The organism is Methyloceanibacter methanicus, from assembly GCF_001723285.1.
In the GTDB taxonomy this organism is placed as follows: domain Bacteria; phylum Pseudomonadota; class Alphaproteobacteria; order Rhizobiales; family Methyloligellaceae; genus Methyloceanibacter; species Methyloceanibacter methanicus.
The window spans coordinates 82,785-104,446 of the sequence record NZ_LPWG01000013.1 but is presented as its reverse complement, the minus strand read 5'-3'; the positions used below and the strand labels follow the sequence as shown (position 1 = coordinate 104,446).

Here is a 21,662-nt window from a genome sequence, read left to right as displayed (position 1 = left end):
AGGCAGCCCCCGAAACCGGACACTCGAGACGGCGAGGCGCGTGTTGCGGTCGGCGAACAGACATTTGCTCCAAGAGGCGGCGCAGTGGATCCTGGTCGGCGCGGCGCTCTCGGTATGCGCATACTTCTATAACGATATCAAAAGCTTAGTCGTTCCGTCCGAGGGCGATGCGCCGCTCGTCTTTGCCTCGCAAACCAGGCCTGAGCCGAACGCGAAACCGGGCTTTTCCGGCGAAGTGCGCCTCAAGGCCGACAAGCGCGGCCATTTCGTTTTCACGGGCGACGTGGACGGTCGCCCGCTGACCTTCATGGCCGATACCGGCGCCTCGGTCATTGCCCTCACCTACGAGGACGCGCGGCGGGCCGGCCTGTCGCCCGCCACGCTCGACTTCAGCGCGCGGGTGGCCACGGCCAACGGTACCGCCAGGGTCGCGCCCGTGATCTTGTCGCGCGTCCGCGTGGGCAGCATCACGCTCCGCAACGTCCAGGCAGCCATCGCCGAGAAGGGCGCGCTCGACGTCAATCTCCTCGGCATGAGCTTTCTCGGCCGTCTCGACAGCTTCAACCTCCGCGGCGACGAGCTGATCCTGATCCAATAGGCGCCATCCAATCGGCACCTTCGCACCCGTCGCGCGGACAGGGCTAGTGAACGCGAGGGTAAATCTGCTATGGCCTTTCCCAATCCGGCCTTTCCTCCGGGCCGCCATGCCTGCCCGCCATTCCCAAGGAGACAGAATGTTCCCGAAGCCCCGCCAGGATCTCGTTCCCAACACCGCCGCGTTCGAGCGCCTTCCCCTCGTGAAAGCCACCGGGTTTCGCGAATACGACGCCCGCTGGCTGTTCCCGGACGAGATCAACCTTCTCGGCATGGAAGCGGTCGGCATGGGGCTCACGACGCTGATGCGCGAACGCGGCGTACCTTTGCGGATCGTTGTCGGGCACGACTTCCGCTCCTATTCCTCGGCCATCAAATCCGCGCTCATGACCGGCCTGCTGGCGGGCGGCGCGGAAGTCCACGACATCGGTCTCGCCCTCTCGCCCATGGCCTATTTCGCCCAGTTCGAGCTCGACGTGGAAGGTGTGGCGATGGTCACGGCGAGCCACAACGACAATGGCTGGACGGGCATCAAGATGGGCATCGACCGTCCGCTGACCTTCGCGCCCGAAGACATGAGCCGGCTGAAAGAGATCGTGATGAACGCGGACTTCAGCCACAACGGGGGCGGCGGCAGCTACATCTACGTCCCGGATTTGCCGGAGCGGTATATGGCGGACCTGCTGCAGCATCCGAAATACGAGCGCAAGATGAAGGTGGTCGTGTCCTGCGGCAACGGCACGGCGGCCGCGTTCGCGCCGCACGTGCTTGCCGAGCTTGGCTGCGATGTCGTCCCGCTGAACTGCACCCTCGATCACAGCTTTCCGGCACACAATCCCAATCCGGAAGACCTCGCCATGCTGAACGCCACGCGCGATGCGGTCCTGGAGCACAAGGCCGATCTGGCCCTCGTCTTCGACGGGGACGGTGATCGTTGCGGCGTGGTCGACAATACGGGCGAAGCGATCTTCGCCGACAAGGTCGGCGTGATGCTCGCGCGGGACATCTCGGCCCTTCACCCCAACGCCCATTTCGTCGTGGACGTGAAGTCCACCGGCCTGTTCAAAACGGATCCGGTGCTCATCCAGAACGGCGCCGAGACGGCCTATTGGAAGACGGGGCACTCCTACATCAAGCGCTACAGCCACGAGCACGGCGCGCTGGTGGGCTTCGAGAAATCCGGGCACTTCTTCTTCAACAAGCCGATCGGCCGGGGCTATGACGACGGCCTCGTCTCGGCCATCGCGGTGCTTGACATGCTCGAGCGGAACCCGGGCAAGACACTCGCCGAACTCAAGGACGCGCTGCCGAAGACCTGGCAATCCCCCACCATGTCGCCCCATTGCGAGGACGAGACCAAATACGGCGTGGTCGACCGGATCGTGAAACACTTCGAAGGGGCTGCGGAGCGCGGCGAGACGCTGGCCGGTCAGAAAATCCGTGAACTGATCACCGTGAACGGGATTCGCATCGTCCTGGAGGATGGGACCTGGGGCCTGGTGCGCGCGTCCTCGAACAAGCCGGAACTGGTGGTCGTGGTCGAGAGCCCCACGTCGGAGGCCAACATGCGCGCGATCTTCGCCGAGATCGACAAGGAACTCGCCAAACAGCCCGAAGTGGGCGAATATAACCAGAAGATCTAGAAAACCGTCGCGCGACAACGCAACAAAACCGTTAGCGTACTGTCGCAAATTTGCAATCCGAGTCTGGTCTGTTCCGCGCTTGTCATGATTGATTTCACCTACACACACGCCGTTTTCGTAGTGGGTCTGATCGTCGGCATCACGCTGAACGCTCTGATGCTGAGGACCCTCTTCTTCCCGCCCTTCCGGATCTGGCCGACGCCTGGGCCGGGAACCTGGCAGAGTGTCACCTTCTGGACGTTGTTCCGCGCCGGCATGGTGCTGACCTTCGTCATCGCGATTTTGGATTGGAATAGCGCTGGCCTCATCGACCTCAGTCGACTGATCATTGGCCTTCCGCTGTTCCTTGTTGGCTTCGGCATTACGGTCTTCGGCTATTTCAACCTCGGCCTCGGCAACACCTATTGCGGGGCCGACGGCTTGGTGAGCCACGGCCTTTACCGCTTCAGCCGGAACCCGCAATATGCCTCGTCGATCCTGGGGCTGATCGGCACCGTCATCATGGCCGACTCGTGGCTCACGATCCCGTTGGCCTTCTCGGCGAGCTGCGTGTACGTGCTGATGGCGCTGACCGAGGAGCAATGGCTCGAAGACCGCTACGGCGCGACCTACGAAGAATATAAGCAGCGCACGGCGCGCTTCTTCGACCTGCCGGGCTTCATGCAGTATCTGCTCGACAAGACCCAGCCGTCCCGCCGTACCAGCTAAGCCATCCCGACAAGCGCCGCGCGAAGCCGGAAGCCATCCGAAGCATAAGTCTGCCGTTGCGGCAGGGATGTCGGTCCTGACGATCGGAGCATCGCGGTCCACGGAGCGCCCGCGGCCATGGGAGCATCCGCGGCCATGGGAGCGCCCGCGGCCATGTCATCCCTATGACGGCAACGGCGGCTGGATGGCTCCCGGGACGCGGCGTCGCCCGTCTTCGATGGCGCGGCAGGCCTTCGAGAGGAAAAATCCATAACGCTGATAGGAATTTTCGATGATCGTTCCATAGAAAAAACGGTACCCTACATCCGCGTATGGAATGGGGAAACGCCATGCCGACATTGAGGCAATTGGAATATTTGGTGGCCGTGGCCGACAACCGTCATTTCGGACGGGCCGCCGAGAGGGTCAATGTCACACAGCCGACCTTAAGCGAGCAGTTGCGGACACTGGAGCAACGCCTCGGTGTTCAGCTCGTCGAACGCTCCCGCTCCAACGTCGTCGTGACTCCGCTTGGCTTCGAAGTCGTCGAGATCGCGCGGCGCATGCTGCGCGACGCCCAGCGCATCGTCGACATCACGGGCCAGCTCGGCGCGGGCATCGCCGGTGTGGTCCGGCTCGGCCTTCCGCCCACGATCGGCCCCTACCTGCTCCCGCGTGTGGCGCCCAGCCTCCACGCCACCTATCCCAAACTCAAGCTCTACGTGCGTGAGGAACTCCCGCATGCTCTGCCCCGCGAACTGGCCGAGGGCCTGCACGATGTGGTCATCGCCCCTCTCCCCGTGACCCAGAGCGGTCTCAAGGAGGCCGTCCTCTTCGACGAGCCGCTTTATCTCGCCGTCCCGGTCGACCATGAGCTGGCGAACAAGCCCAGCATCACGGCGGCGGACCTCGAGGGCGTCGACCTGTTGGCGCTCGGACCTGGGCACCAACTCCGCGATATCGTTGTCAATCTCGCGGCCGAGTGCGGCGCCAACCTCCGCTACGACTACGAAGGCACCAGCCTCGACACCTTGCGCGAAATGATGGCCACGGGTCTTGGCGTGAGCTTGATGCCGGGGCTTTACGCGCGCAGCGTCGTCAGCAAGGACCCGCGCTTCAAGACCTACGACATCGGCAACCGCGGCCTCAGCCGGACCATCGGCATGCTCTGGCGGAAGACCAAAAACGCGCAGCACAATTTCGACAATCTTGCCGTATTAATCCGGAATATCGTAACGGATGAATTTGGCGCCAACCATGCTAAGACACAGGCACAGCCTGTCGCCTAGAGGCGCTACTATCCCGACTTTCCGGAGTTTTTCTTGATGGAGTTTACCGACACCCTGGTCATGGGCACGCCCCTATGGATGTGGGGTATTTTCATGGCCATCGTGGTCATTCTACTCGCCCTCGACCTGGGGCTTTTTCACCGCAGGCCCGCGAGATCGGGGTCAAGGAAAGCCTCGTCCTCAGCGCCTTTTACAATCACGATCGGTCTCGCCTTCGGCGCCTGGGTTTGGGTCTATGCGGGCCCCACCAGCGGCAAAGAATATCTCACCGGTTTCCTCGTGGAGAAGACGTTGTCCATGGACAACATCTTCGTCATGTCACTGATCTTCACCTATTTCGGCATCCCCCGACTCTATCAGCATCGCGTGCTGTTCTACGGCATTCTCGGGGTCATCGTGTTGCGCGGCATTGTCATCGGCATCGGCGCGTGGCTGGTCGCAAGCTTCCACTGGGTTCTGTACATCTTCGCGCTGCTGCTGATCTTTACCGGGATCAAGATGCTGCTTCCCGGCGACGACGAGCCGGACATCAAGGACAACCCCGCGCTGAAGCTCATGCGGCGCTTCTTGCGCATCACGCCCAAGCTGCGCGAGCAACGCTTCTTCGTCCGCGAGCCCGACACGAAGACAGGCGCGATCGTAACCTGGGTGACGCCGTTGTTCGTCGCCATGATCCTGATCGAGATCGTCGACGTGATCTTCGCCCTCGACAGTATCCCGGCCATCTTCGCGATCACCACCGATACGTTTGTCGTCTACACGTCCAATATCTTCGCCATCCTTGGCTTACGCGCGCTCTATTTCGCGCTTGCGGCCGTCATCGACCGTTTCGTCTACCTGAAGCCCGCCCTGGCCATGATCCTGGTGTTCATCGGCTCCAAGATCTTCGTTGCGGATTTGGCGGGATGGGAGAAGTTTCCCTCAACGGTTTCGCTCAGCGTGACCGTGGCCCTGATCGCGGGCGGCATCCTCTACTCGCTATGGCGCACGCAACGCGATCCCGCGGATACGCAGCGAGACGACAAGGTGCAAGACGCGAAGACGGGCGACCTCTAGGCGCGGGAGCGGAAACCTTGAAAATCCCGTGTTACGCGGGCGGCACAACGCACAGGACGCGGTCCTAAGCGGCGGCGGATCTCTTCTCCGCCGCGTCCGCGGCCGGGGCATCGCCACTGACGATATCGCGGGCCCGCCGAAGCACCTCGATGCCCGCGCCGGGAAGGTGCGCGTGTTCGGCGATATGGCGCCGGAACGCACGGGCACGCGGCTGACCGTGAAACAGACCCAGCACATGGCGGGTCATGGCATTCAGCCGAACGCCGCGATCGCGTTCGCCCTGAACGTAATCGATGAACCGGTCGAGCACGGCGAGGCGTGAGAGCGGCGGCTCGGCCTCCCCGTAGAGGGTCCGGTCCACCTCCGCCAAGAGATACGGGTCGGCATAGGCCGCCCGGCCCAGCATCACGCCGTCCACATGAACGAGATGCGGCGCCGCGTTCGCCAGCGACGTGAGACCGCCATTGATGATGATGGCGAGATCGCTGCGCCGCGTCTTCAGGCGATGCACGCGATCGTAATCCAAAGGCGGGACGTCCCGGTTTTCCTTGGGGCTCAGGCCGTCGAGCCAGGCCTTGCGGGCGTGGACGATGAACATCGTGCAACCGGCATCGGCGACCGTGTCGATGAATCGATCGAGACTTTCTTCCGTATCCTGATCGTCGATGCCGATCCGGCATTTGACGGTCACGGGCACGCGAACCGCTTCCGCCATCGCGTGGATGCACTCGGCGACCAGCGCAGGCTCGTCCATGAGACAGGCACCGAAGCGGCCGGACTGCACGCGGTCCGACGGGCAGCCGACATTCAGGTTGATCTCGTCGTACCCCCAGTCGGCGCCGATACGCGCGGCCTCGGCGAGCCCGGCCGGATCGCTGCCGCCCAGCTGGAGTCCGACGGGATGCTCGACCGCATTGAAGCCGAGCACGCGCAGGCGATCGCCGTGAAGAACGGCATCGGCCGTCACCATCTCGGTGTAGAGAAACGCGCGCGCGGAGATCAGCCGCAAGAATGCGCGGCAATGACGGTCGGTCCACTCCATCATCGGTGCGACGCAGAAACGATGCGAGTCTGGTTTCAACGACTTAGGCTCACTGACTGATGACAAGTCCGAAACGTGGTGATGCAGTGCGGCAATCGCAAGGCAGCAATTGGCCGTTGCGAGGGAATATGCGCAAGTCGTTACAAAGCACGTCCTTACGAAGAACGTCTTAAAGACTGCGCTGATTGACCCGCTTTGACAACGCCTCGGCGCTTTCGACCCGTTCCGAATACCGATCGACGAGCGGCCCCGCGCGCCCGCGCACCAGATAGGTGAACTTCACCAGTTCCTCGATCACGTCGACGATCCTGTTGTAATAGGCCGACGGCTTCATGCGGTCGTTGTCGTCGAACTCCAGGAACGCCTTCGCCACGGACGACTGGTTCGGAATCGTGACCATGCGCATCCAGCGCCCGAGCACGCGCATCTGGTTGACCGTGTTGAAGCTCTGCGAGCCGCCGCAGACTTGCATCACGGCAAGCGTCTTGCCTTGCGTCGGGCGCACGGCCCCCAGCGCGAGCGGAATCCAGTCGATCTGCGCCTTCATGATGCCGGTCATGGCCCCGTGGCGTTCCGGCGAGACCCAGACCATCCCTTCGGACCACGCGGCGAGCTCCCTCAGCTCCTGAACTTTCGGATGATCGATGTCCTCCGAGTCCGGCAGCGGCAACCCGCGCGGATCGAACATGCGGGTTTCGCAGCCGTGCCACTTCAGGAGGCGTTCGGCTTCGAGGGCCACGAGCTTCGAAAACGAGCGTGGCCGCAGCGAACCGTAGAGCAGGAGGATGCGCGGCGGGTGCCCCGGATCGTCGGCGCCGGCATAGTAGTCCGCGTCGACCGGCTGCATCTGCGTGAAATCGACGTTGGGCAGGTCGACGTTGGGCAGGTCGTGGTTGGGCAAGTCTTGGTTGGGCAAGTCTTGGTTGGGCAAGTCTTGCCCGTTGGCCTTCTTCGTCAAAGCTCAGGCCCTTCCCGTATCGATCCGCTCGCCATCCTCTTTGGTGAAAACGCCGAAATGCGGATTCTCCAGGAGCTCGAGAACGGTTTCGCTCGGACGGCACAGACGAATGCCTTTGGGCGTCACGACGATGGGGCGGTTGACCAGGATCGGATGCGCGATCATGGCCTCCAGCAGGTCCTCGTCGGACACCGTAGGATCCGTCAGGCCGAGTTCCTCGGCCGGAGACTTGCTGACGCGCAAGGCCGTACGCGGCGTCAGCGAGGCGCCGGCAAACAGCGCGAGCAGCTGCGGCCGGGTCCAGCCCGTGTCCAGATACGCGATCACCTCAACCTCTTCGCCAGAGGCCTCGATCATCTTCAACGTGTTGCGGGACGTGCCGCAGTCCGGGTTGTGATAGATAATGGCGGTCACGGAACGCGCTCCCAACAGTCGCACGCGATCTCGTCCAGGACGGATTTGCACAGATCCGCATTGCCCCCGCAGCAATCCTCCATCAGGAACTCGAGAAGGCCCCGGATCCCGTCGAAGTCGGCAAAATACCGGATCGTCCGGCCCTCGCGCGTATTGCGGATGAGGCCCGCCCGCATCAGGACGCTGAGATTGGCCGACATCGTGTTCTGCCGCACATTCAGCGCGTCGCTGATCTCCCCGGCCTGCAACCCTTGAGGGCCGGCCTTGATCAGGAGGCGGAACACGTGCAATCGCGTCTCCTGACCGAGAGCCGAGAGCGCGACGAGACTCTGATTGAAATCCATATATCGAGAATATTCGAACTAAGAGCCAATGCAAGGATTGTCCGCGGGTCCGATGGCGCCTGCGACACCGCACCGCGGGGCACCGCGCTAGGGCGCGCGGCCACCCGGCTGGGTCGTCAAATCCGGCGTGAGTTCTTGGCCCGGCAGCGCGGCTTCTGCGTCCGGCGGGGGCTCGATCGGCAGATCTTCGATCACCATCGGCACGACGGGCGGGTTCGCGGGCGCGATCGGCCGGGGATGGGCGATCATATAGGCGGCGACGTCCCAGGCGTCCTGCACGCTCAGGAGCGGGTTCTTGTAGTCGACGCCCACGGGCATGTTGGCGCGGATATACGCGGCGGCATAGGCGATCTGGCCCATGCCCGCACCGCCGTTGAAACTGTCAGGCCCCCAAAGCGGCGGAACGTAATAGCCCACTTCCGGCGGAAGCCTCGGCGCGCCCTGCCCGTCCTCACCATGACAGCTCACGCAGTGTTGCGCATAGACGTCCGCGCCGCGCCGGGCGCTTGGCACCTCGCCCGGCAGCGCGACCGGCAGCAGCCCCGAGCCCGGCAGCCGCACGCCCTCGGGCACGTCCTTGCCCACGAATTCGAGATAGGCGATCAAGGCCGTCATCTCGCGGCTGTCTTCGGGCAGCGGCTTTCCGTTCAGGCCGAGCCGGATGCACGAATTGATGCGGTCGGGCAGCGTGACGGCCTTGTTGTCCACCAGCATCGGAAACGTCGCGGCCGTCGAGACAAAGGGCCCGCGTAGGGCTTGAGGCCGCTGTTCAAATGGCAGCTCTGGCAGGACAGATCGTTGCCGCCATAGGCCATGGCGGGATTGAGCGCGCTCCTGCCGATCAGGCGCGGCGTATCCTCGACCAGATCCCGGCCATAGCGGATCAGATCGGTCTCGGGTCCCGGCTTTAACTTGGCAAGCTCATCTGCCAGGTTGGAGGGGTAGCCCGCCGTGGTGCTTCCCTCCGAGAGCAGATATCCTGCGCCGACGCCGACCACCGCCGCCAAGGCGATGCACAATTCCCATGCAACTGTTCTCAAGCTGAACGGTCCCCCATCACCCCAGTAGGGTCAGCATGACGCGCGTCCCCTTTCCGCCTAGCAGATGCACGGACGCTCGTGAACGAGTATATGAGCCTAACGCGATCACGATCTTGAAAGCATGACTGACACACCCCCCCAACCCGCCGAGACCGCCGTCGACCCCGTGTGCGGCATGACGGTCGACCTCCAGGCCGGCAAGCCCAGCGCCGAGCATGACGGCACAACATATCACTTCTGCTCGAACGGTTGCCGGGAGAAGTTCACTGCGGATCCCGAGCGCTATCTGAACGGCGCGCCGGAGCCGGCCCCGCCCGGCACGCTCTACACCTGCCCCATGCATCCGGAGGTCGTCCAGGAGGGCCCGGGCGCCTGTCCCATTTGCGGCATGGCGCTGGAGCCCATGGGGATTCCCGCGGAAGATGCGCCCAACGAAGAGCTGATCGACTTCACCCGGCGCCTTTGGGTTGCGGCCCCGCTCGCGCTTGTCGTGGCCGCGATCGAGATGAGCGGACATCTCTTCGGGCTGGACCTGTTGCCATTCCTGTCGCCGCCCGCCAAACAATGGCTGCTGTTCGCACTGGCCACCCCCGTCGTTCTGTGGTGCGGCTGGCCGTTCTTCGTACGCGGCATGCAGTCCTTGCGCACCGGTCACCTGAACATGTTCACGCTGATCGGCCTCGGCACGGGCGCGGCGTATCTCTACAGCGTGGTCGGCACGTTCGCGCCAAGCCTGTTCCCGGAAAGCATGCGGGACGCGCACGGGCTGGTGCCGGTCTATTTCGAGGCCGCCGCCGTCATCGTCGCGCTGGTGCTGCTGGGTCAGGTGTTGGAGCTGCGCGCCCGCGAGAAGACGGGCGGCGCCATCCGCGCCCTGCTCGACCTCGCCCCCAAGACCGCCTTGCGCGTCCGCGACGGCGGCGAGACCGAAACCGTTCCGCTCGCCGAAGTGCAGGTTGGCGACGTCCTCCGCGTCCGGCCCGGCGACCAGGTGCCCATCGACGGCACCGTGATCGACGGCCGCAGCCAGGTCGACGAATCCATGCTGACCGGCGAGCCGGTTCCCGTCGCCAAGACGGCGAACGATACGGTCACCGGCGGGACCTTGAATGGCACGGGCAGCTTCGACATGCGCGTGGACCGGACCGGCGCCGAGACGACCCTGTCCCAGGTCGTGCATATGGTCGCCGAGGCCCAGCGCTCTCGCGCGCCGATCCAGCGCCTGGCCGATGCCGTCGCCGGCTACTTCGTCCCGGCCGTGATCGCCGTCGCCGTCGTCGCCTTCGTCGTGTGGCTCCTTGTCGGACCCGCGCCCCCGCTCGCCTATGCCCTGGTCGCCGCGGTCAGCGTCCTGATCATCGCCTGCCCGTGCGCGCTGGGGCTCGCGACACCGATCTCGATCATGGTCGCAACGGGCCGCGGCGCTCAGGCCGGGGTCCTCATCCGCAACGCGGCAGCCCTGGAGCGCCTCGCCAAGGTCGACACCCTCGTCGTGGACAAGACCGGCACGCTGACCGAGGGCAAGCCCACGCTGACCGACGTCGAAGCGGCGAACGGCTACACCAAGACCAAGGTTCTCGGATTTGCCGCGGCGCTCGAGGCCGGCAGCGAGCATCCGCTCGCGGCCGCGATCCTGAAGGGCGCCGAGGACCGAAGCGTCAAAGTCGAGAAGGCGCGCGACTTCGAGGCCGTGACCGGCAAGGGCGTCGTCGGGCGCGTGGGCGGCACCATAGGCGGACACGCGGTGCGGCTCGGCAACGCCCAGTTGATGGACGACCACCGCATCAACATTCTCAGCGTCGAGGACACGGTCACGCGCCTGCGCAAGGAGGGCAAGACCGTGGTGTATCTGGCCGTCGACAACCGGCTCGCGGGTATCCTCGCCGTCACCGACCCGATCCGCGAGAGCGCCAAGGAGACGGTCGCCGCCCTGCACGGTCTCGGCCTGCGCCTCGTGATGGCGACGGGCGACAACGTCACGACGGCGAGGTCCGTGGCGGACCAGCTCGGTGTCGACGAGGTTCATGCGGGGCTCACCCCCGGCGAAAAGCTCGAATTGGTGGAGGAGCTGGAGAAATCCGGCGCCGTCGTGGCCATGGCAGGAGACGGGATCAACGACGCACCGGCGCTGGCCAAGGCCGATGTGGGGATCGCCATGGGGACGGGCGCCGACGTCGCCGTCGAGAGCGCGGACATGACCCTGCTCAAGAGCGATCTCCGCGGCGTGGTGCGCGGGGTGAAACTTGCCCGCGCGACCATGGCCAATATCAAGCAGAATCTCTTCTTCGCATTCTTCTACAATGCGATTGGCGTGCCCCTGGCGGCCGGTGTGGTCTACCCTGTCGCCGGAATTATGCTATCGCCGATGATCGCCGCAGCCGCGATGAGTCTGTCGTCCGTTTCCGTCGTGGGGAACGCGTTACGCCTGCGCCGTGTTGAACTGTAACCGGAGACCCCAAGGATGAACGACGAGAGCCGAAGCACGAAGTTCCTCAAGGACTATGCGCCGCCGGACTATCTCATCAAGGACGTCTCGCTCGACGTGACGCTTGCGCCGAAAGGCGCCCGTATCGCCTCGCTGCTTTCGATCGAGCCCAATTCCAGCACGGTGGCCGGAACGCCGCTGGTTCTGGACGGCGACGCGCTCAGGCTCGAAAGCATCGCTCTCAACGGAGACGATCTCGAGGCCAACCGTTACACGGTGACACCCGGCAAACTCACCATCACCAATCCGCCCGTGGGGCCGTTCACCCTCGACATCGTCACGCTCTGCGACCCCGAGGCCAACACGGAACTGTCGGGGCTGTACCTGTCCAACGGCACCTACTGCACCCAGTGCGAGCCGGAGGGCTTTCGCCGCATCACCTATTTCGTCGACCGCCCGGACGTTCTGGCCACGTACACGGTTCGCATCGAGGCGGATCGCGAGACCGCGCCGGTGCTCCTGTCCAACGGCAATCCGGTCGAGAGCGGCGCGATCGAAGGGACCGGCCGGCATTACGCCGTCTGGCACGATCCCCATCCCAAGCCGTCCTACCTGTTCGCGCTGGTCGGCGGCAACCTCGCCTCGATCCACGACAGCTTCACGACCGCGTCCGGCCGCGAGGTCGCGCTCGGCATCTATGTCGAACCCGGCAAGGAAGACCGTTGCGATTGGGCCATGGAGTCGCTGAAGCGCGCCATGCGCTGGGACGAGGAACGGTTTGGTCTCGAATACGATCTCGACGTGTTCAACATCGTCGCCGTGTCCGACTTCAACATGGGCGCGATGGAGAACAAGGGCCTCAACATCTTCAACGACAAGCTCGTACTCGCGCGGCCCGATACGGCGAGCGACGCGGACTACACCTCGATCGAGAGCGTGATCGCCCACGAATATTTCCACAACTGGACGGGCAACCGCGTCACTTGCCGCGACTGGTTCCAGCTCTGCCTGAAGGAAGGCCTCACCGTCTTCCGTGATCAGGAATTCACGGGCGACGTGCGCATGGGGCCCGTCATGCGGATTCTGACCGCGCGGCTGCTCAAAGCACGACAGTTCCCGGAGGATGCGGGCCCCCTCTCCCACCCGGTGCGTCCTGCCTCCTATATCGAGATCAACAATTTCTACACGGCGACGGTCTACGAGAAGGGCGCGGAACTCTGCCGCATGCTGCAGACGCTTCTCGGGCAGGACGCCTTCCGCAACGGCATCGCGCTCTACTTCGAGCGTCACGACGGCGAGGCGGCGACGGTCGAGAACTTCGTCAACGCTATGGCCGACGCTTCGGGCCGCGACCTCTCCCAATTCATGCGCTGGTACACGCAAGCCGGCACGCCGGAGATCGCCTGTTCGCTCGACTACGATCCCCACGCCAAGACCGCGCGGCTGAGGGTGAACCAGGTCGTCCCGCCCACGCCCGGTCAAGGCAGCAAGGAGCCGATGCATATCCCGCTGAAAGTCGGCCTCATCGGCGCCAATGGCGACGAACTGCCGCTCAAGCTCAAGGGCGAGCTGGTTCCGGACGGGCTACTGGAGGTCACCGAACGCGAGCAGGTGTTCGAGTTCGAGGACATCCCCGCCCCGCCGACCCCGTCGATCCTGCGGGATTTCTCGGCGCCCGTACGCGTGACCACGAGCCTCAAGCCGGAGCAGATCGAGTTCTTGATGATCCACGACAGCGATCCGTTCAATCGCTGGCAGGCGGCGCAGACCTACGCCACCGATCTGATCGCATCGGCGCGCGGGACGGGCTCGACCTCGGCCCGGTCGGCCCGACCCAGGCCGGCCGCCTTGCGCAAGGCCTGGAGCCGACCTTGCGCGACGGAGACTCTCGCACCCACCTACCGCGCCGAAACGCTGAAGCTCCCGAGCGAGTCCGACATCGCACGCGAACTCGGGCGCAATGTCGACACCGACGCCATCCTGACGGCGCGCGACACCTTACGCACCAATGTCAGCGCGGCCATGGCGGACACGCTGTCGGAGATCTATGACACCACGGCCACGGACGGTGCGTTCTCGCCGGACCCGGACAGCGCGGGCTTGCGCGCGCTCCGGAACGCCGCGCTCGACCTGATGAGCGCCACCGGAACCGACGAAGCCACGGACCGCGCCTTGCGCCATTATCGCGACGCCACGAACATGACGGACGCGATCACCGCCCTGTCGATCCTGTCGCAGATCCCGTCGGCCGCCCGCGACGAGGCCCTCGCGGATTTCTATGCGCGCTGGCAGGACGATCCGCTCGTGCTCGACAAATGGTTCGCGGTACAGGCCCGCGCGGCACGGCCGGATTCGGTCGAGACCGTGCATGAGCTTCTCAGCCATCCGAAGTTCTCGCTGAAGAACCCCAACCGCGTCCGGGCGCTGATCGGGTCCTTCGCCATGGCCAACCCGTCCGGCTTCAACCGGGCCGACGGCGCGGGCTACCGTTTTCTCGCCGACCAGGCCCTCAAGATCGACGGGTTCAACCCGCATGTGGCCGCGCGCCTGCTCGGCGCGTTCGAAAGCTGGAAAACCCTGGAACCGCGACGGCAAGCCCTCGCAAGAGCCGCCCTTCAGGACCTCGCCCGCCAGGAACTGTCCACAGACGCATACGAAATCGTCACCAAGACGTTGGGCACGGCCTAGAATCGGCCTTCTCCTGTCAACGACTTGTTAACGTAATTTCCACAGGTTTTTACTAGACAGAAGCTTCAGTCCTCGATTCCATGGACAGAAGCGATTCGGAGATGCGGCAACTTCTCCGGGACGATGATTAGGAGAAGAAGGGGGACCGAATGGCGCGGGCTCGTCCTGCGCGAGGTGCGGGAATCTATTCCATCGCAGGGCCACGATGGCAGGACATCCGCGCGCTCGTCGACCAACATATCCCCTCGCCGGAGAGGTTGCGCCAGCTCGTCCCGGTTTTCCTGGTCTGCTTCGCCCTGGTCGCGTGCCTGGGCTTCTACTATCAGATCAGTAGCGGGAAGGACGCGGCCCTGACGGGGGCGCGGCGGCAGCTCGCCCTGAACGCCGATGTCGCCTCGCTGAAACTCAGCGGCGAAGTCCTCGCCTCCAGCGCCGATTGGCAGGGAGAGCTGGCGCGGAGCCTTCCCTACAGCGCCGCCCGCGACGGCCGCGTGGTCCTTTTGTCCGACGCCGAAGGCGGCATCCAGGCGCGGGTCCCGTTCGGCAGCGATTTCCGCGGAAATCTCCTCACGGTCCTCGGTCCCGGTCAGCCCCTGACGATCATGGGCGCCGATGCCGGCGTGATGCGCGTGACCTTGAACGACGGCACCGATGCCTTGGTGACCGTGCGCAATGTCCCCCGCACCGACGCCCAACTCACGTTCATCCAGCCCGTCGCGAGCGCGCTCGCGGGATGGCAAAGCCATACGCTTCTCGAAGTGACGCTGCTCGTCGCCGGCGGGCTGATCCTGATGCTGTTCGCGGGAGCCTTCTGGTATCTGACGCCGTTCGGGCGCCCGGAGGACTCCAACACGCTTACGCGCGAGCTCACCGAGGCCCTGCCCGGCTGCGGCGTGTGGCGCTGGAACCTCGCACGCGGTCACGTGGAGTGGTCCCGGCCGATGTACGCGCTACTCGGCCTGGAGCCCGCATCCGGGGTCGTGTCTTACGGCATGCTCGCCAACAGGCTGCACCGAGACGACGATCTGCGTGCCGAAATCGACGCTCACCTCCGCGACGGCATGAGCGTGTTCGATCAGTGCTTCCGCATGCGCCATGCGGATGGGCATTGGGTCACGATCCGCCTGCGCGGCCACATCACCCGGGACGTGAGCACCGGCGAGCCCTACCTCACCGGCATGGCCGTGCTCGCCGATCCCAACGCGGTCCCGGGCGCCGCCGATGCGAATGCGCGGCTGCGCGATGCGGTCGAGACCATCTCAGAGGCCTTCGTGCTGTGGGACAATCACAACAAGCTGGTCATGTGCAACAGCAAGTACCAGCAGTTCCACGGCCTTGCCGACGACATGGTGCAGCCCGGCAGTTCCTACGACGAGGTCATCGCGGCGGCGTCCGAACCCATCGTCTCCAAGCGCTACGCCGTGGCCGGCAAGGCCGACCGGCAATCGCGCACCTACGAGGCGCAGCTGGAAGACGGCCGCTGGCTGCACATCAACGAGCGCCGCACGCGCGATGGCGGCTATGTGAGCGTCGGCACCGATATCACCGATCTCAAGGAAAGCCAGACCAAGAACGCCGAGAGCGAGCAGCAGCTTCGCGCCTCCGTCGCCGAGCTGCGCCTGTCGCGGCGCGAGCTCGAACACCAGAAGCAACAGCTCGTGGACCTGGCCGAGAAATACGCGCTCGAAAAGAATCGCGCGGAAGCGGCGAACCGGGCCAAGTCCGAGTTTCTCGCCAATATCAGCCACGAACTGCGCACGCCTCTGAACGCCATCATCGGCTTCTCCGAGGTCATGCAGCAATCGCTGTTCGGCCCGCTCGGGCACGAGAAATATCAGGAATATGCACGCGACATCTATTCGAGCGGCGCCTATCTGCTGGAAGTGATCAACGACATTCTCGATATGTCGAAGATCGAAGCCGGCCGCATGACGCTCGATCTCGGCAACGTGGATGTGGCGGAGATCGTCGACGACAGCATGAAGGTCGTGAGCCAGACGGCCGCCGAACGCGGCATCGTGCTCGAGCGCCACGGCCCGAAGCGCTTCCCCATCGAAGCGGACCGGCGTTACCTCAAGCAGATCTTCCTCAACCTGCTCTCCAACGCGGTGAAGTTCTCGCGCGAGGGCGGGCGCGTCGACGTGCATCTGGCGCGCGCCAACGGCAAGCTCAAAATCGCCATCAAGGATACGGGCATCGGCATCGCTCAGGCCCACATCGCCAAGCTCGGCCGTCCCTTCGAGCAGGTCGAGAACCAGTTCTCCAAGAGCCATCAGGGCAGTGGCCTTGGCCTTGCCATCTCGCGCGCCCTGGTCGAACTGCACGGGGGCACGCTCGAGATCAAGAGCCGCGAGGGCTCCGGCACGACCGTGACCTGCGCGCTGCCCATTCGCACGCCCCGCCCCGCCGACATTGAAGAGCCGCTTGCGCAGAGCGCTTGACGGAGCGTCCAACGGGACTCAAGCCACGAGACGGTTGAAGGCGTTGTGCACGCCCGACAACGTCTCCTTCAGCGTTGCCTCCAACGTTGCGAAATCGGGCATGTCCGCCGACCGGGCCAAGAGCTCCCGCAAGGCTTGCGGCGCATCGTTGGCATCGAAGCCTTGCTCGAGGCACAGCCGCAAGATCTGCGTGAGCGATTGGTAGAGCCGCGCCGCCGGGATCAACAGTTCCGCATCCGCCCGGTCGAGGATGCCCGCCTCCGCGAGCTTGGTGAGACCGGCTTCCGTGTTCTGATCGAGCACGTCGGGCCGCTCTGCCGCGTTCACGAGCTGGAGGTACTGCGCGATGAATTCGAGATCGACGATTCCGCCCCGAACCTGTTTCAGATCCCAGATGTCCTCCGTGCCTTTCTCGGCCGCGATCTTGCGGCGCATCTCGTGAACCTCGCCGGCGACGGCAGTCCGGTCGCGCGGCCTCGTGAGCACGGAGCGGATGCTCGTCTCGATCGCTTCGCGCATGGCCTCGGGTCCCGAGACAACCCGCGCGCGCGTCAGCGCCAGGTGCTCCCAGATCCACGCGGACCGCTCCTGATAGTCGATGAAGCCGGAGAGCTTGGTGGCGACCGGGCCCTGACTGCCCGATGGCCTGAGCCGCATATCGACTTCGTAGAGCGCGCCCTCCGACGTCTGGGCCGAGAGCGCCGCGATCAGCCGTTGCGTAAACCGCGTGTAGTATTGCGGGCCGGGAAGGCTGCGCTCCCCGTCGGACTTCGCGTCCTGACCGGCATAATCGTAGACCGTGATGAGATCGAGGTCGGACGCGGCCGTCATCTCCTCGCCGCCCAGCTTGCCCATCGCGAGCACCGCCGCCATGCCGTTCGGCAGATGCCCGTGCTGCGCCGTCAGTTCGTCGCTGACACGATCGGACAGGGCCTGGATCAGCGTATCGGCGAGCGCGGCATAGGCCTCGCCGGCCTGCCCGGCGGAGATGGTCCCGGAGATCACGCGCACGCCGATGAGAAAGCTCTGCTCGCGTCCGACGATGCGCGCCCGGTCCAGCGCATCCTCATAGTGGGTGGCGAGCGCAAGCGCGCCGCCGACGACCTCTTTCAACTGCGCCTTGGTCGGCGTGTCTCCGAAGAAGCCGGGATCCAGCACGGCATCCAGCAGCCTTGGACGGCGGCCGATGATCTTCGCAAGCCGCGGCGCGGTCCCCATGATGTCGGCAACGAGGCGCAACAGGCTGGGATTGGCCGCCAGCAACGAGAAGAGCGGCAAACCCGCCGGCATGTTGGCCATGACCTTGTCGAAGGTCGACAAAGCGAGATCGGGCTGCGCCGTCCGGCTGAAGGCTTCCAGAAGATGGGGGAGAAATTCGATCAGGCGCTCGCGCGCCTTGGCGCTGCGCGTCGCCGGATAGCGGCCCGCCTGCCAGGCCTTGATCGCTTCGATGGCCGCGCGAGGATTTTCGAAACCGAGATCCTCCAGCGCTGCGCGGGTTTCCGGATCCGCCTCGTCCCCGAACACAAGTCCGGGTACGGAGGATGGCGGCAGGGGAATCTTCTCGAACAAGGCACCGTAATGCCTCTCCACGCACCGGAAGCGCGCCAGGAGCGCATCGCCGAACGCGTCCGTATCGGCGAAACCGCACAACCGTGCGAGCCGGTCGAGTTCGCGTTGTTCGGCCGGAATAATGTGGGTCTGCTGATCGCCCACCATCTGAATGCGGTTCTCCACCCGGCGCAGGAACAGATAGCTTCCGAGAGCTCCTGCGCCACGCCGGCTTCGATCCAGTCGCCTTCGGCAAGCCCCGCGAGGTTTCCAGCGTCCCGCGCATGCGCAGCTCCGGATGGCGCCCGCCCGCGATCAATTGCTGCGTCTGCGCGAAGAACTCGATATCGCGGATGCCGCCCCGGCCCAGCTTGATGTCGTGGCCGCCCACGGCGATCGCCCCATGGCCCTTGAACTCGTGCACGCGCCGCTTCATGGCATGGATGTCGGCCACCGCGGCGAAGTCCAGATATCGCCGCCAGACGAAGGGCGACAGGTGCTCGAGAAAGGCCTCGCCGAGGGCGCGGTCGCCCGCCGCGATACGCGCCTTGATCAGCGCCGCCCGTTCCCAGTTCTGGCCGAAGCTCTCGTAGTAGATCAAGGCGGCTTCGGTCGAGAGCGCGATCTGCGTCGCGCCGGGATCGGGCCTGAGCCGCAAATCCGTCCGGTAGACATAGCCGTCCTTGGTCTGCTCCTGCAGGAGGCGCACCAGGTCGCGTGTCAGCCGCACGAAGAAGGCCGACGGCTCCACGCCCTCGGCGAGCCGTGCCCGTTCGGGGTCGTAGAACACCATGAAGTCGACGTCGGACGAGTAGTTCAGCTCCATGGCGCCGAGCTTGCCCATGGCGATCACGAAATAGCCGTCCGGCTCGTGCGACGTGACCTTCCCGGCGGCAAAGGCCTTGCGGAACAGATAGCCGACCGCGGCCCGGATCGCCGTATCGGCCGCTTCGCTCAAACCGGTCAGCGTCTCGGCCGTCGTCCAGACGCCGCCGAGATCGGCGAGCGCCGTCAGTAGTGCGCTGTGCTGTTTGAACGTGCGCAAACTCGCCAAGCCTCCGCCTCGGACGCCGCCTGCGCCATGGCGGCCTCCAGCCGTGCCGCGGCCTCGGGCAAAGAGGTCTCTGGATCCTCGGCGAGGCACGCAGCCAGAAGCGTGGGGTTGCGCTCGCAGAGAGCGGCGAGAAAGGGCGAGCCGGAGAAGACGGCGGTCAGAAACGCCGCGACCTTGGGCGCGCGCAGAATCTCCACCGCCCGCGCGCAGCCGGAATCCTGCTCCAGCGCCTTTTGCACCGACGCAAGAACGTCGCCGCCGCGCTCGGCGTCGAAGATTTCGGGGATTTCGCGAATCCGTTCGGCGAACGCCGTCACGTCGGCCTCAGCTCTCCTCCTGGCGACGGTCTGTCTGCCGTCTTTGTTCCCTGCGCGTTCGTCTCCAGCGGAAGGCTGACGACGACGCGGAGGCCGGGTGCATTGTCCTCGAGCCTCACGGCCCCACCATGCAGCCTCGCCACAGCCGCGACAAGGCTCAATCCAAGACCGCTTCCGGGCTCCGAACGGCTGGCCTCGAGGCGCACGAAACGGGCCAGAACGCGCTCCCGTTCCGAGGCCGGAACGCCGGGTCCGCGGTCGGTGACGGCGATTTCTGCGATCCCGTCATGTTGGGACGTCCGGACAACGACCTCGGCCGCATGGCCATTGCCTTTGGCGGCGGGGGGCACGCCATATTTCAGAGCATTGTCGATGAGATTGGCGAGCGCCTGCCCCAGAAGCTGCCGGTTGCCGCGCACGGGAACGAAGGCCGCCACATCGGCTCTTAGCGTGATGCCGCGCTCCTCGGCGACCGGTTCGTAGAGTTCGGCCACGTCGCTCACAAGCGCCGAAAGATCGAGACTGTCGCGGTCGTCCCCGCCCGCCCCGGCTTCGAGCCGGGCAATCGAAAGCAGGGCGTTGAACGTCTTGATGAGGCCGTCGGCCTCCTCGATGGTCCGCTCCAACGCGTCCCGGTAGGCGACCTCGTCCGGCGGTTCGCGCAACGCCTCCTCGACACGGTTGCGCAGGCGGTTCAGGGGCGTCTTCAGGTCGTGCGCGATATTGTCGGAGACTTCCCGCATGCCGGCCATGAGTTGCTCGATGCGGCCGAGCATCAGATTGAGGCTCTGGGCCAAGCGATCCAACTCATCGCCCGATCCGCTCACAGGCAAGCGGCGGGAGAGGTCGCCCGCCATGATCGTCCGCGTGGTGTCGGAGAGGTTGTCGACCCGGGCGAGCAGTCTGCGGCTCACCCAATAGCCGCCGCCAATCCCGACCAGCGCCATGACGCCCAGGCCCCACAGCATGGTCGAGCGAATGAGGCGCGACAGCTCGCGCCGGTCCTCGATGTCGCGGCCGACGATCAGACGGTCGCCGCCGGGAAGCCGGAACACATTCGCAAAGGCCAGCCGCTGCTCCGTGCCTCCGGGCGCAGGCCGGCTGTAGAAGAACTCGACCGGCCCGACACTGTCCCAAAGCTGCGGCGACACGGCACGCAAGTTTCCAGCGAGCTGCTTCTCGTTCCTGTCGGCGACGAGATAAAGACTGTTGCCGGGCGTGCGGCTCCGTTGCGCGACGGTGCGAACGAGCTGGTCGCGTCCGCCGGCCCTGTACTGCTCGGCGAGGCCCTTGAGCTCCGCATCGATGGTCTGATTGAGCTGCCGCGAGAGCAGGACCGTCGTGTTCCAGTACAGATAGACGATGGCAACGATGGCGGCCGCGCTGAACAGCGCGAAATAGGTCAGCGACAGGCGGAAGGTGGTCGTGCGGAAGAGCTTAGTGAGCGCTGTCACGGATCGTGTAACCGGCACCGCGAACCGTATGCAGGAGCGGCTGTTCGAAGTTCTTGTCGATCTTCGACCGGAGTCTCGAAATGTGGACGTCGATGACATTGGTCTGCGGGTCGAAGTGATAGTCCCAAACGTTCTCGAGCAACATCGTGCGCGTCACCACCTGACCCGCGTGCTTCATCAAATATTCGAGCAGCCGGAATTCACGCGGCTGCAGCAGGATGGCCTCGCCCGCGCGCGTGACCTTGTGGGACAGACGGTCGAGCACGAGATCGCCAACGGCGAGCCGCGTCGAGCCCTCTTCCGGCGAGGTGCGGCGCGCCAGCACTTCGATGCGCGCCAACAACTCGCTGAACGCGTAGGGCTTGGTGAGATAGTCGTCGCCGCCGGCCCGCAATCCCTTGACCCGGTCGTCCACCTCGCCCAGAGCCGACAAGATCAGCGCCGGCGTATGGATCTCTTCCGTGCGTAAGGATTTGATGACGCCGAGCCCGTCCAGTTTCGGCAGCATGCGATCCACAATGAGCACGTCGTAGGCATTCGTTCTGGCGGAGTCGAGACCGGCCTCGCCATCGGCGCGTGCTCGGCGATATGCCCCGATTCCTTGAGCGCCCGCTTGAGAAAGGCTGCCGTCTCTTGATCATCCTCGATCACCAGGACCCGCATAT

The 21,662-nt window shown here is 64.9% G+C and carries 17 protein-coding genes and 2 pseudogenes; 8 read left to right on the top strand and 11 right to left on the bottom strand.

Annotated elements, in window-relative coordinates; genetic code table 11:
• Positions 1 to 40 precede the first annotated feature (40 nt).
• From AUC68_RS12240 to AUC68_RS12220, 5 genes are all read left to right on the top strand, one after another.
• Positions 41 to 598: a retropepsin-like aspartic protease family protein gene (locus AUC68_RS12240; RefSeq protein WP_158008305.1), complete on the top strand. Its 558-nt coding sequence runs from the start codon at positions 41 to 43 to the stop codon at positions 596 to 598.
• Positions 599 to 734: 136 nt separating this feature from the next.
• A complete protein-coding gene (locus AUC68_RS12235; RefSeq protein ID WP_069437911.1) occupies positions 735 to 2,237 on the top strand; it encodes a phosphomannomutase/phosphoglucomutase in 1,503 nt (500 codons plus the stop codon).
• Positions 2,238 to 2,321: 84 nt separating this feature from the next.
• Positions 2,322 to 2,945: a methyltransferase family protein gene (locus AUC68_RS12230; protein ID WP_069437910.1), complete on the top strand. Its 624-nt coding sequence runs from the start codon at positions 2,322 to 2,324 to the stop codon at positions 2,943 to 2,945.
• Positions 2,946 to 3,274: 329 nt separating this feature from the next.
• Complete coding sequence (locus tag AUC68_RS12225) at positions 3,275 to 4,213, top strand: LysR substrate-binding domain-containing protein (protein WP_069438169.1); 939 nt, start codon at positions 3,275 to 3,277, stop codon at positions 4,211 to 4,213.
• A 36-nt stretch (positions 4,214 to 4,249) separates the two neighbouring features.
• Positions 4,250 to 5,269, top strand: a complete 1,020-nt coding sequence (locus tag AUC68_RS12220; protein ID WP_069437909.1) for a TerC family protein — start codon at positions 4,250 to 4,252, stop codon at positions 5,267 to 5,269.
• 64 nt (positions 5,270 to 5,333) lie between these two features.
• Here the strand turns inward: AUC68_RS12220 and dusA are convergent, their stop codons facing one another.
• The 6 genes from dusA to AUC68_RS16515 all read right to left on the bottom strand — a co-directional run bounded on the left by dusA (position 5,334) and on the right by AUC68_RS16515 (position 9,067).
• Complete coding sequence (dusA, locus tag AUC68_RS12215) at positions 5,334 to 6,350, bottom strand: tRNA dihydrouridine(20/20a) synthase DusA (RefSeq protein ID WP_083240705.1); 1,017 nt, start codon at positions 6,348 to 6,350, stop codon at positions 5,334 to 5,336.
• Positions 6,351 to 6,480: 130 nt separating this feature from the next.
• Positions 6,481 to 7,212 carry an arsenical resistance protein ArsH gene (arsH, locus tag AUC68_RS12210; protein ID WP_425283234.1) on the bottom strand — a complete coding sequence of 244 codons (732 nt, stop codon included), beginning with the start codon at positions 7,210 to 7,212 and terminating at the stop codon, positions 6,481 to 6,483.
• Positions 7,213 to 7,272: 60 nt separating this feature from the next.
• The gene (gene arsC / locus AUC68_RS12205) at positions 7,273 to 7,683 is read right to left on the bottom strand and encodes an arsenate reductase (glutaredoxin) (RefSeq protein ID WP_069437908.1); all 411 of its coding nucleotides are present in this window, start codon (positions 7,681 to 7,683) and stop codon (positions 7,273 to 7,275) included.
• Complete coding sequence (locus tag AUC68_RS12200; protein ID WP_069437907.1) at positions 7,680 to 8,027, bottom strand: ArsR/SmtB family transcription factor; 348 nt, start codon at positions 8,025 to 8,027, stop codon at positions 7,680 to 7,682. The genes arsC and AUC68_RS12200 overlap by 4 nt, the downstream gene beginning before the upstream one ends.
• A gap of 87 nt (positions 8,028 to 8,114) precedes the next feature.
• On the bottom strand, positions 8,115 to 8,741 hold the full coding sequence (locus AUC68_RS12195; RefSeq protein WP_069437906.1) for a c-type cytochrome: 627 nt from the start codon (positions 8,739 to 8,741) through the stop codon (positions 8,115 to 8,117).
• Entirely contained in the window at positions 8,675 to 9,067 is a 393-nt protein-coding gene (locus AUC68_RS16515) for a hypothetical protein (RefSeq protein WP_141701263.1), read from the bottom strand. Before AUC68_RS16515 ends, AUC68_RS12195 begins: the two co-directional genes overlap by 67 nt.
• Positions 9,068 to 9,188: 121 nt before the next feature.
• Here AUC68_RS16515 and AUC68_RS12190 point away from each other — a divergent pair, with 121 nt between their 5' ends.
• The 3 genes from AUC68_RS12190 (at position 9,189) to AUC68_RS12180 (ending at position 16,621) form a co-directional block, all read left to right on the top strand.
• Positions 9,189 to 11,513 carry a heavy metal translocating P-type ATPase gene (locus tag AUC68_RS12190; RefSeq protein ID WP_069437905.1) on the top strand — a complete coding sequence of 775 codons (2,325 nt, stop codon included), beginning with the start codon at positions 9,189 to 9,191 and terminating at the stop codon, positions 11,511 to 11,513.
• 15 nt (positions 11,514 to 11,528) lie between these two features.
• Entirely contained in the window at positions 11,529 to 14,180 is a 2,652-nt protein-coding gene (pepN, locus tag AUC68_RS12185; protein ID WP_069437904.1) for an aminopeptidase N, read from the top strand.
• Between the two features lie 149 nt (positions 14,181 to 14,329).
• Complete coding sequence (locus tag AUC68_RS12180; protein ID WP_083240704.1) at positions 14,330 to 16,621, top strand: ATP-binding protein; 2,292 nt, start codon at positions 14,330 to 14,332, stop codon at positions 16,619 to 16,621.
• Positions 16,622 to 16,639: 18 nt separating this feature from the next.
• Here AUC68_RS12180 and AUC68_RS17870 read toward each other — a convergent pair whose 3' ends face one another.
• The 5 genes and pseudogenes from AUC68_RS17870 to AUC68_RS12155 form a co-directional block, all read right to left on the bottom strand.
• Positions 16,640 to 18,367, bottom strand: a complete 1,728-nt coding sequence (locus AUC68_RS17870; protein ID WP_280138558.1) for a bifunctional [glutamine synthetase] adenylyltransferase/[glutamine synthetase]-adenylyl-L-tyrosine phosphorylase — start codon at positions 18,365 to 18,367, stop codon at positions 16,640 to 16,642.
• A gap of 160 nt (positions 18,368 to 18,527) precedes the next feature.
• Positions 18,528 to 19,217: pseudogene (locus AUC68_RS18775) on the bottom strand (bifunctional [glutamine synthetase] adenylyltransferase/[glutamine synthetase]-adenylyl-L-tyrosine phosphorylase); the annotation flags it as partial.
• Positions 19,184 to 19,543 carry a hypothetical protein gene (locus tag AUC68_RS16500; RefSeq protein ID WP_069437900.1) on the bottom strand — a complete coding sequence of 120 codons (360 nt, stop codon included), beginning with the start codon at positions 19,541 to 19,543 and terminating at the stop codon, positions 19,184 to 19,186. The gene AUC68_RS16500 and the pseudogene AUC68_RS18775, both read right to left, overlap by 34 nt.
• Positions 19,540 to 20,997: a sensor histidine kinase gene (locus tag AUC68_RS12160; protein WP_069437899.1), complete on the bottom strand. Its 1,458-nt coding sequence runs from the start codon at positions 20,995 to 20,997 to the stop codon at positions 19,540 to 19,542. The genes AUC68_RS16500 and AUC68_RS12160 overlap by 4 nt, the downstream gene beginning before the upstream one ends.
• Positions 20,981 to 21,660, bottom strand: a pseudogene (locus AUC68_RS12155) (response regulator transcription factor). The gene AUC68_RS12160 and the pseudogene AUC68_RS12155 overlap by 17 nt, the downstream one beginning before the upstream one ends.
• Positions 21,661 to 21,662: the final 2 nt, after the last annotated feature.

What these genes read in the sequence shown, in the direction of transcription:
- AUC68_RS12235 (WP_069437911.1), top strand. Translation starts at nt 735, where the DNA reads ATGTTCCCGAAGCCCCGCCAGGATCTCGTTCCCAACACCGCCGCGTTC.
- AUC68_RS12230 (WP_069437910.1), top strand. Translation starts at nt 2,322, where the DNA reads ATGATTGATTTCACCTACACACACGCCGTTTTCGTAGTGGGTCTGATC.
- AUC68_RS12225 (WP_069438169.1), top strand. Translation starts at nt 3,275, where the DNA reads ATGCCGACATTGAGGCAATTGGAATATTTGGTGGCCGTGGCCGACAAC.
- AUC68_RS12220 (WP_069437909.1), top strand. Translation starts at nt 4,250, where the DNA reads ATGGAGTTTACCGACACCCTGGTCATGGGCACGCCCCTATGGATGTGG.
- AUC68_RS12200 (WP_069437907.1), bottom strand. Translation starts at nt 8,027, where the DNA reads ATGGATTTCAATCAGAGTCTCGTCGCGCTCTCGGCTCTCGGTCAGGAG.
- AUC68_RS12195 (WP_069437906.1), bottom strand. Translation starts at nt 8,741, where the DNA reads ATGCTGGTGGACAACAAGGCCGTCACGCTGCCCGACCGCATCAATTCG.
- AUC68_RS12190 (WP_069437905.1), top strand. Translation starts at nt 9,189, where the DNA reads ATGACTGACACACCCCCCCAACCCGCCGAGACCGCCGTCGACCCCGTG.
- pepN (WP_069437904.1), top strand. Translation starts at nt 11,529, where the DNA reads ATGAACGACGAGAGCCGAAGCACGAAGTTCCTCAAGGACTATGCGCCG.
- AUC68_RS12180 (WP_083240704.1), top strand. Translation starts at nt 14,330, where the DNA reads ATGGCGCGGGCTCGTCCTGCGCGAGGTGCGGGAATCTATTCCATCGCA.